9 protein-coding genes and 1 pseudogene are annotated in these 10,869 nt (G+C 32.8%); 6 read left to right on the plus strand and 4 right to left on the minus strand.

Translation table 11 applies throughout. The features are described from left to right. Window positions 1-61: 61 nt before the first annotated feature. From HMPREF3125_RS13065 to HMPREF3125_RS08730, 4 genes and pseudogenes are all read left to right on the plus strand, one after another. A complete protein-coding gene (locus HMPREF3125_RS13065) occupies window positions 62-592 on the plus strand; it encodes a patatin-like phospholipase family protein (protein WP_256278087.1) in 531 nt (176 codons plus the stop codon). Between the two features lie 51 nt (window positions 593-643). Continuing rightward, window positions 644-919 (plus strand): hypothetical protein, encoded by a 276-nt coding sequence (locus tag HMPREF3125_RS13070; protein WP_256278088.1) that lies wholly within the window; start codon window positions 644-646, stop codon window positions 917-919. 248 nt (window positions 920-1,167) lie between these two features. Next, window positions 1,168-2,301: pseudogene (locus HMPREF3125_RS08725) on the plus strand (FAD-dependent oxidoreductase). Window positions 2,302-2,505: 204 nt separating this feature from the next. Beyond that, the gene (locus HMPREF3125_RS08730; RefSeq protein ID WP_002450408.1) at window positions 2,506-2,697 is read left to right on the plus strand and encodes a hypothetical protein; all 192 of its coding nucleotides are present in this window, start codon (window positions 2,506-2,508) and stop codon (window positions 2,695-2,697) included. A gap of 152 nt (window positions 2,698-2,849) precedes the next feature. On the opposite strand, the gene HMPREF3125_RS08735 is transcribed toward HMPREF3125_RS08730, so the two are convergent. Further along, entirely contained in the window at window positions 2,850-3,137 is a 288-nt protein-coding gene (locus HMPREF3125_RS08735) for a DUF1413 domain-containing protein (RefSeq protein WP_070453245.1), read from the minus strand. 192 nt (window positions 3,138-3,329) lie between these two features. Here HMPREF3125_RS08735 and HMPREF3125_RS08740 point away from each other — a divergent pair, with 192 nt between their 5' ends. After that, complete coding sequence (locus tag HMPREF3125_RS08740; RefSeq protein WP_017636432.1) at window positions 3,330-4,025, plus strand: SDR family oxidoreductase; 696 nt, start codon at window positions 3,330-3,332, stop codon at window positions 4,023-4,025. Window positions 4,026-4,105: 80 nt separating this feature from the next. On the opposite strand, the gene HMPREF3125_RS08745 is transcribed toward HMPREF3125_RS08740, so the two are convergent. The 3 genes from HMPREF3125_RS08745 to HMPREF3125_RS08755 all read right to left on the minus strand — a co-directional run bounded on the left by HMPREF3125_RS08745 (window position 4,106) and on the right by HMPREF3125_RS08755 (window position 9,644). Next, on the minus strand, window positions 4,106-6,271 hold the full coding sequence (locus tag HMPREF3125_RS08745) for an RNA degradosome polyphosphate kinase (protein WP_070453247.1): 2,166 nt from the start codon (window positions 6,269-6,271) through the stop codon (window positions 4,106-4,108). Between the two features lie 58 nt (window positions 6,272-6,329). After that, entirely contained in the window at window positions 6,330-7,862 is a 1,533-nt protein-coding gene (ppx, locus tag HMPREF3125_RS08750) for an exopolyphosphatase (protein ID WP_070453250.1), read from the minus strand. Between the two features lie 243 nt (window positions 7,863-8,105). Next, entirely contained in the window at window positions 8,106-9,644 is a 1,539-nt protein-coding gene (locus HMPREF3125_RS08755; RefSeq protein WP_070453253.1) for an AbgT family transporter, read from the minus strand. 247 nt (window positions 9,645-9,891) lie between these two features. Here HMPREF3125_RS08755 and HMPREF3125_RS08760 point away from each other — a divergent pair, with 247 nt between their 5' ends. Continuing rightward, window positions 9,892-10,710 carry an SDR family oxidoreductase gene (locus HMPREF3125_RS08760; RefSeq protein WP_070453256.1) on the plus strand — a complete coding sequence of 273 codons (819 nt, stop codon included), beginning with the start codon at window positions 9,892-9,894 and terminating at the stop codon, window positions 10,708-10,710. The last annotated feature ends 159 nt before the right edge of the window (window positions 10,711-10,869 follow it).

The following is a 10,869-nucleotide window of genomic DNA, read 5'->3' on the forward strand; positions in this document are numbered from 1 at the left end:
CTGGAAAAAGAACAAAGGTATCATAGATAATATGATTAAAAGAAAAAGAGGAGCACTAAACATGAATAATAAACAAAAAATGAATCATGCCATCGTCCTAGGTGGCGGAGGGTCACTAGCAATTGGATGGCAATTAGGTTACTTATCAGCACTTTCTAAAGAAGGTATTGATGTTCGTGATGCAGATTTAATTATAGGTACATCTGGTGGTGCTCAGGTAGCTACTGGCATTACGTCTAGTAAAAGTTGGGATGAAATATTTGAAGAACAAATTGCTCCGAAATCAAACGAAGAACCACCACAAAGTGATATGTCCCATATCTTCACGAGATATGCAGACATTGAAAAGAATTCATCAACACCAGAAGAGTGGATAAAAGGCTATAGTGAATATGCATTAGAGTATGACAAATTTGATGAAAATGAACATATTAATCGATTGAAAAATAGAATTAAAGTCAACCAATGGCCTGAAAATTTGATGATTACGGCTGTTGATGCACAAGCGAAATCAAGAGCAACATTTACTACAGAATCCAATGTAGATATTTACAGAGCGATGGCAGCAAGTGGATCACCTCCAGGTGTTTGACCAGCAACAACAGTTAATAATAGCAAACATTTTGATGGCGGTTGTCACTCAATGGAAAATGCCGATTTAGCAAAAGGAGCTAAAAAAGTTTTAATTTTATCAACAAATTTACCGATTAACACACCGTATAAATTGGAAGATGCGATAAATGAATTAGAACAAAATGGTGCTGAAGTTAAACTCATCACTCCTAGTAAAGAAGTATTTGATAAATTAAATGAACTTGGTGGCAATACTGTAGATCCATCTATTAGACCAGATATGGCTAAATTAGGTGAAAAGCAAGGTCAGTCAGATTCAGAAAGTCTTAAAAATTTCTGGAACTAGTATCTAGTATTTAAATGAATGAATCATAATCTATCGAGATAAAAATAGGTTAGAAAAGTGCAACGACACTTTCTCTAATTCAATTTTTTATCTCGATTTTTTATAAAAACTAACTTTATACTTGCACATTACAAATAAAAGGAATAGAATGAGCAACATCAAATAAATAGTTAGATATCTAATTAAATGACAAATAATAACATTATAAGTTAATAACGCTATAAATAATAAGTTGAGGAGTGTTGAAGATGGAAAATGTAAAACGTATTGGAATTATTGGTGGTGGGCCTGGAGGACTCATGCTTCGTCTATTATTACAACAGCAAGGTCATAAAGTTACTATTTTTGAAAAAGCAGATCCGAATGTGAATAGAGATCGTGGTGGTTCACTTGATATTCATGACGATAGTGGGCAACTTGCTTTAAAAGAAGCAAATATTTATGAACAGTTTAAACAATTAGCCCGATACGAAGGTGAAGACACTAAAGTTGTAGCTAAAGATGGAACGGTATTATTTGAAGAAGATGCAGAAGGCGAAGGTTCTCGACCTGAAATTGATCGTGGTGAGTTGTGTGATATTATTATTAATCAGTTAGAACCTTCATCCATTCAATATGGTTATACTTTTAATACATTAACTCAATTGGAAAATGACCAAGTTGAAGTTTCATTTAAAGAAGGAAATAAAGAAACATTTGATTTAGTTATAGGTGCTGATGGTGCATTTTCAAAAGTGCGCTCATTTATTTCAGATGTAGATGTTGAATATAATAATATTTCAATGGTCGAATTAAATGTGAATAATGTTAAAAACGACCATCCTGATTTAGCTCAATTCAATAAAAACAGTAAAATGATGGCATTAGGTGACAACAAAGCAATTCTAGGACAACTTAATGGAGATGGACGAATTAAAGTCTATATGTCTTATTTAATGGATGTAGATAAACTTGATGATTACAAAGCTTTATCAAAAGGAGAAATTAAACAGCAATTATTAAAAGACTTTGCGGACTGATCACCAGAATTAAAAAAATATATCGAGTATGCCAGTGATGATATGCTACTTAGACGAATTTACAAATTACCAATCGGTTTTACTTGGGAAAGTAATGGCAACATCACTTTAATGGGCGATGCAGCGCATTTAATGAGTACGTTTGCTGGTGAAGGCGTTAATATGGCATTGTACGATGCATATTTATTAGCGAGTGCCATTAAAACATCTCAAGACCTTAAATCAGCTATAGCTCAATATGAAGAAGAAATGTATGGTGTTTCTAAAGAAAGTGCACAAGAATCTCAAGATAATTTAGAAGTGATGTTCAGTGATACTGCCGCTGAACAAATGGCAGCATTTTTCAATTCAGTAATAGAATAAACTATAAACGTAGATATTGAATTGGAATTGTAATTTATTATTGATGTAGTTCTAAAAATATAACTTATTTCATGAATTTAGACATTAATTTTACAGATTTTGAAAAGTGATAAATTTGTGAAAATAATCACAAAATGCTTTTATTTTCTGAAAAATGGTGTAGTATATGAATTGTAAGGAATAAGACATGTTGGAGTGATAAAAGTGAGAAAAGTAATTGAAGAACTTGTATTCTCTGATGTAAGCAGTTATGAAATTTATGTCAATACAGGTGTTAATCAAGGTATAATTGGTGACATCAAAGATGGCTATTTAACTATCGATTCAATCCCTTATATTGATGCAGAAAGATTATACTACTATGGCTTAGAACGTAAAACATTAGTAACAAACTAACAATAATTTTTGACTCCTAATCAAAAAGCAATTGATTGCCTTCGTTGGTGAGCAATTGAAGGCAAATACATTATTATACCCCCATATAATTCTGGAAAATGCTACAAAATAACCTGAGACCAATTTAAAGGTCCCAGGTTATTTTTATCATATTATCTAGCATTACTTTTTTCTTCAACTTGTTTAAAGTTATTCTTAATTCCATTATAAGCATAGACTTGATTGAACAATTTATTTTTAGCTTTATCTACACTTGAGTAAGGCATTCTTACGTCGCTCATTTTAGATACTTCATGTTGAAATTGTTTTTCGCTTGATTTTCTCTCAGCAACTGACATTTCTAACCATTCTTCGTCACTAAATAATTCTTCGAAGCGAAATTCAAATGCAGTACGGTTATTTTGTTCTCTTAATTTTAATATGCGATCGTGAAAAGTCATCGTATTCCCCCTATAATTTGAAAACATGTATGATAGTTACATACTAACTTTATAACTTATATATGATTTTTACAAACAAGATTTTTCAAGATCACAGGAGAAGATGTGATGATATTAAAAGAACAAAGGTTTAATCGTGTAACTTTGTAGGTAATTATAGAAATAGCGATTAATAAAAAGGAGTTTTAAAATATGAATGAATTGAACAATAAAGTAGCAGTCGTAACTGGTGCAGGTAGTGGCATTGGTGAAGCAATTGCAACAGCACTTGGAAATAATGGTGTTAAAGTCGTATTAGCAGGTAGAAATACGGATAAATTAAACGCTGTAGCGACTCAATTTGAGCAAGGAAATGTCAAAGTTGTTGCGACAGATGTTACAGATAAAAGAGAAGTTCAACAATTGATTGACACAGCTAAAGATACATTTGGCAGACTAGATATTGTTGTTAATAGTGCGGGACAAATGAAATCGTCTAAAATTACTGATTATAATGTAGATGACTGGGATTCAATGATTGATGTAAATGTTAAAGGCACATTATATACAATTCAATCAGCATTACCTACATTGTTAGAGCAATCTAGTGGACATATTATTAATATCGCATCTATCTCTGGCTTTGAAGTGACGAAGGGGAGTGCAATTTATAGTGCGACAAAAGCCGCTGTGCATTCCATAACACAAGGTTTAGAAAAAGAACTAGCTAAGACTGGAGTTAAAGTGACAAGTATTTCTCCAGGTATGGTTGAAACACCATTAACTGAGCATTACGATTTCAATGGACGTAAAAAATTAGAAGCACAAAATATTGCAGATGCAGCGATTTATGCATTAACTCAACCTAGTCATGTTAACGTAAATGAAGTAACGGTTAGACCAGTATAAATTTATTTCAATAATTTGGATAAAAAAAGAGTTTGTAGATTATCGTTTGGATATATCTACAAGCTCTTTAATTTTGTATATTAGCGTTTAAGCGTATCTCTTAGACGGCTCATCCAGTTACCGCCTCGTCTTGAACGTACAGGTTGACCTGTAGGATGTGTACTTTGTTTTTTTAATTCTTGTCCATGTTTAATTGCATTTTGCATTAAATAGACTTGAGAATTTAAAGGTGACAAATTATTTTCTATATAATGGTAATTGCCATGTTCATCTTGATAGCGACCTTTTTGGTTATCAGACAATTGTAAATTCATAAAGTCTAGTAAACGTGATGCAATGGTTTTATCTTCAACAGGGAAGAGTATTTCAACACGTTTAATCATGTTACGTGTCATTACATCCGCAGAAGATAAGTAGATACGTTCATCACCATTATTATGGAAATAATAAATACGTGAATGTTCAAGTAGTCTACCAACAATACTTACTACTTCTATATTTTCACTGATACCAGGAATACCAGGTTTCAAACAACAAATACCTCGTATAATTAATTGGATTTTGACTCCAGCTTGAGACGCTTCAAATAATTTCTCAATGATGGCTTTATCCGTTAATGAATTCATTTTCATCATGATTTTACCATTACCATGTTCTAAATGGCTGCTAATTTCTTTATCAATTCTATCAATGAAAACATCTCGTATATCGAAAGGTGCGACAATTAATTTTTTATAATCTGGTTTAACTGAATAGCCGCTTAAATAATTAAAAAAGTTAATGGCATCTTCAGCGATATCATTATTTGTCGTAATAATACCCATATCTGTATATAGTTTAGCAGTTTTATCGTTATAGTTACCTGTTCCTAAATGGACAAATGAAGTCAATTCGTTACCGATTTTTTTAACTACGAGTGCGATTTTACTATGTGTTTTTAAATGGGTCATACCATAAATCACATGGCATCCTGCATCTTCAAGCATACGTGCCCAATGGACATTATTTTCTTCATCAAATCTTGCTTTTAGTTCTACTAATACTGTTACTTGTTTACCTTTTTCAGCAGCTTCTTTTAAACTTTTAATAATAGGTGAGTCTTTACTAACTCTATATAATGTTTGTTTGATTGCTATAGTACTTGGATCATCTGCTGCTTCTCTAATAAAGTTTACAATCGGTTCGAATGATTCGTAAGGATGATGGAAGAAGATATCGCGTTCTAAAGCTAGTTGATACACATTGTTATAACCTAAAGATTTAGGCACTTGTGGCGTGTATTTCTCATATGTTAAGTAATAAAGTTTATTAGATAAATGATCTACTAAACCAAATAAGAATGTTAAATCTAACGGACCGTCTACGAAATAGATGTCATTTTCTTCTACTTCTAATTGTTCCATAATCCAACTAATATCTTCTCGTTCAGCAGTTCGTCCATCTACCTCCAATCTTACTGCAGCGCCACTACGACGTTCTTTTAAGAAACGTTCAATTTCAATAAGTAAGTCTTCCGCACCGTCTTCATGAATTGTTAAATCTGCATTTCTAGTTATTCTAAAGGTAAATGTATTTAAAACTTCATAACCAGAGAATAAGTAGTTAATGAAGTAAGTAACAACATCTTCAATCATTAGAACAAATTGCTTTGGACCTTCATTAAGTGTAATAAATCTAGGAATTAATGATGGAATTTGGACAATTGCTGAATTAATCGCATCTTCTGTATCTATATCTACGAAAATATTCAAACTTTTATTATTCAATTTTGGAAATGGGTGATAAGCATCAATACCTAAAGGCGTAAGAGTAGGTAGAATTCTTGTTTTAAATTCTTTTTCTAATTTTTCGCTTAGCATTTCTGATAAATCTTCAGGTTTCGCCATTTCAATATCATATTGACGTAATTCTTCAATCAACTCATTATAACGCTTATACTGAATTGCTACATAATCAGTATTTTTAACTTTTATCGCGTTTAACTGCTCTTGAGGTGTCATTTGTGCTTTATTTTCAGGTTTGTCATATCCCATTTCAACTTGATCTTTAAGTCCAGCTACTCGAACCATAAAGAATTCATCTAAATTTGAACTGAAAATAGATACAAAATTTAATTTTTCAAGTAGAGGGTTGTTCTTGTCATAAGCTTCTTGTAAGACTCTGTAGTTAAAGTCTAACCAACTTAGTTCCCGGTTGTTATAGTATTGTGGTAAATTAATATCCTTTTCTCCCAATTGAGTTTGCATAACCTCAACACACCTCATTGTTTATATATTTGCGTAGTCTAAAAGTATCATACGTTTGTTAAGATTTTGTAAAGGTAATCTTTACTTTACCATCAAGAATCTTTTCGATATGTTTTTTCTGACGGTTTGCTTGATATTCTTCAGCAATAGGTTCGCCTTTATAGAAGACAAATAGTTCATACTTATCGTCTTTTTTAGGTTTGAGTTCAACTTCTTCGACAAAGCTCGTGTGAGAAATATTTAAAGCATTCACAAATTTGATAATACCGCCTAAAGCTTGAATGGTATCGGTCTCTTTACTGTTAAACCATTCAGTTTCTTTACAATAAAATTTAAGTAATGACTTATTTTTGAAACTCGCTAATAGAGCCAATTTCACACGATCTTTATGTGAAAAGCCATTAATCATTGAGTTCGCGATAAGATAATACGTATGTGGAGAACTAGAATCTGAATCAATGAAACTACCTAGATAATAAAGATAAGCACCTTCAACAAATAATTCTTTGTCATTGTCATTAACTTTAAGATCTGAATGATTAAGTAATTGTGTAAGCAATGATTCTGCTAATTTAAGACGTCGGTTTGCACTACCTTCTTCAATATGATATTCGTTTGCTAGTTGACGTAATGCATCTTTTCTAACATTCTCTTTTGAAAATTCTTCTGGGTAGCGTTGACGTATCGCATTCATAATGTACCCTTCGCGAATACCTTTTCTTGAAAATGTAAATTGAGTCGCATCAATTTTTTTATAAAGTGTTTTAAACACTGACACGGAAGGTAAGATGATGTCTACTCGGTCACGACTTAAGCCGTCTAAATTAGTAAGTTCATCTCTAGAGCTTTTGCGAATAAGGTCAAAGACTTCTTCGATATCTTTATCTGACATCGTATAGTTGTGAACGCCACCGATAGGGTAAGAATGTTCTGATTGATGTATTCGTGCAACGTTACGTGCAGACCCTCCAACACCGACTAATGCAACTTTCTGATCTTTCAACCAGTCTAATTGATCAAATTGTTCTGACAAGAATTTTTCCATGCCTTTGATTGCTGATTTGTCATTATGATCTTTATCCCCGAAAAATTGACGTTTTAATGAAACAACACCAAAAGGAAAACTATGTGCTTCTTTTAATTGTTTGTCTTTAAATAAAGTGACCTCAGTAGAGCCACCACCTATATCTACAGATACACCGTCTTCAATGTCAGTAGTGTGAGTAATAGCGTAATAACCGTAAAATGCTTCGTCTTCTTCTGGTACAATTTTAATTTCTACACCAGTATCTTTTTTGACTTTTTTAATAATATCTTTTTGATTATTTGATTGACGAATGGCTGCCGTCGCAATAGGGTGTAATTCATCTACTTTAAATTTAGTAGCTACTTTATTGAAGCTACTTAGTGCCTCAGTTAGTACTTGAATACCTTCATCATTCATATCATTATCTTTAGTTAAATACTGACTTAGACGTGCTGGTGTCTTAATATTTAAGATTTCATTCAAGCCTGTTGCTTTATCAAATCCAAAAATAACCAGTCTAATAGTATTTGAACCAATATCTGTTAATCCAATACGTTCTTCCATCACTGCCTCCTATGTTTATGGGCTAAACAATATACCCCTATTTAATTTTATTTTACATGAGATATATAAAATGAAAAGATTTTTCAGACATTTTCCATAGAATTTTTGAAGATTTTAATTAACTTATAAAATGCGTTTACAAATAGATTATATAGCGAGGAGCAATCATTATTTTCTACAACAATAAAAGCCACCCTCATTTATAAATGAAAGTGACTTTTGTTATTATTTTAACACTTTTTATTATTTCACATGAATAGGTCCACCAGGTCCAACAGGAATTCCAAGGAAGAACCAAATGAGTGTAAATAATGTCCATACAATAGTTAAAGCAATGGAGTATGGCATAAGACTAGATAAAAGTGTACCGAGTTTCATGTTTTTATCATATTTTTGTGCATATGATAATAATAGAGGAAGGTAAGGCATCATAGGAGTGATTGGATTAGTAATAGAGTCGCCCACACGATAAATAACTTGAGTAAACGCTGGATGGAAACCAACTAAAACTAACATTGGAACAAAGATAGGTGCTAAGATACCCCATTTAGCTGAGGCGCTACCAATAAGCATGTTGACTAAAGCACTTAAGAAAATGACCCCGAGTATTAAGACGACTCCATTTTGATGTTGTAAAAGTTTAGCACCCTTAACAGCCGTAATAACACCTAAGTTACTCCATTCAAGGAACGCAAGTAGTTGTGCCGCAAAGAATACGATTACTATGAATGAACCCATAGATGCCATAGAATCTGTAATCATTTGTCCTAAATCTTTAGTGTTTTTAATTTCACGACTTAATACACCATAAATGACGCCAGGAACTAAGAAAACTACTAAAATAATAAGTCCGACACCATTAATTAATGGTGCGTCATCTAAAAGACTACCTGTTTTAGCATTACGTAAAAAGCTATGCTCAGGTATTGCACAAATGATTAATAATATGATGAGAGCTATAAAACTCATATTTGCCCAAAATAATGCTTTACGTTCGACAGGTGTAATATGAGAAGACGTTTCTTCCATATCTTCATGTGCATCTGAATCATCATATTTACCTAGTCTCGGAATAATTAACTTTGAAGTTACAAAATGAATCGTAGGTAATAAGACGACAACACTTGCAGCAATAAAGTACCAATTCATTGCGACATTAGTATGAATACTTTTAGATACAATTTTAGTAGCAGGATCTGTAAATGAATACACAAGTGCATCTTGCATACCAACAACTAAATTTGCCGCAAACCCACCAACCGCTGACGCATAAGCCATTGCTAGACCAGCAATAGGGTGGTAACCAATTTTAATAAATAACATTGCAGCTAAAGGCGGTAAAATAATAGTTGCTGCATCACCAGCCGTACTACCAAGAATACCTATTAAAATGATAGTAGGCACGATTAACTTCTTTGGCGCTTTATTTACTACAGAAATCATCAGTTTATCAAAATAACCAGATTTTTCAGCAGCACCAATACCAATCATGACACCTAATACCAAACCAAGTGTCGGGAATTCTGAAAAGTTCTTAATTGCATCATTCATAATCATCGCAAAACCGTCATGACTTAAAATACTTTTGATATGTATGGTTTCACCGTTACCAGGATGTTTAACAGAAACATTAAATAGTGAAACAAACCAAGTGATGATTGCGAGACCTACACACATTAAGAAAAATAACACAGTCGGATCAGGTAATTTGTTACCGACCCATTCTACACCATTTAAAAATTTACTAACGATTGATGGTTTTTCCTTTGCATTTGTTGCCATTCATGAACCACTCCTTAGTTAAATTATCTAAAAGTATAGCAAACATTACATGTAATGATAAGAATTTTCTGAAATTTAAATTGATAATAGAACTATTTAGTTTAAAAAGATGATTTGATAAATTCGTTCAAAAGAATTTTTGAATAAAGCGCTATCATTGTCATAACAGCGTTTAGACCTTTATAGGAAGTGGAAATATAATATTAAGATTCATTTTTCATGAAAAATATTAGGAGAGTGAAACAACATGAAACGTTTAGAAAATAAAATAGCCGTTGTGACAGGAGCAAGTACTGGTATTGGTCAAGCATCTGCTAAAGTTTTAGCTCAAGAAGGTGCGCATGTATTAGCATTAGATATTGCGGATGAATTAGATCAAACTGTTGAAGAAATTAAACAAAATGGTGGTCAAGCTACTGCATATAAAGTTGATATTTCAGATGAACAACAAGTGGAACAATTTGCGAATGATATGAAACAACAATATGGTCGTATTGATGTGATATTTAACAATGCAGGTGTTGATAATGGTGCTGGACGAATTCATGAATATCCAGTAGAAGTATTTGATAAGATTATGGGCGTAGATATGAGAGGTACGTTCTTAGTAACTAAATTCTTATTGCCATTAATGATGGATCAAGGCGGTTCAATTATTAATACAGCATCATTCTCTGGTCAAGCTGCCGACTTATATCGCTCAGGATATAACGCTGCAAAAGGTGCAGTGATTAACTTCACTAAATCAATCGCAATTGAATATGGTCGTGAAAATATTCGTGCCAATGCAATTGCACCAGGTACTATTGAGACACCGTTAGTAGATAACTTAGCGGGAACTGCGCAAGATGAAGCGGGTCAAACGTTCCGTGAAAATCAAAAATGGGTTACACCATTAGGTCGATTAGGTACACCAGACGAAGTAGGTAAATTAGTAACTTTCCTTGCTTCTGATGATAGTTCATTTATTACAGGAGAAACAATTCGTATTGATGGTGGCGTCATGGCATACACATGGCCAGGTGAAATGTTAAGTGATGATAGTTGGAAAAAATCTATTAAATAAATAGTTGAAAACATCATATAATATAGAAAAGTCTGGGACATAAATCCCAAAATTATAGCACTAAGATGATTAAAAAATCATCTTAGTGCTTTCTTTATGCCCAATACTTCGTATTGTATGGCTTCGCATTCTGTACTGAACCCCAAAAGTTGGACTCTG

The sequence above is a fragment of the Staphylococcus sp. HMSC13A10 genome (assembly GCF_001808005.1).
GTDB lineage: Bacteria > Bacillota > Bacilli > Staphylococcales > Staphylococcaceae > Staphylococcus > Staphylococcus pasteuri.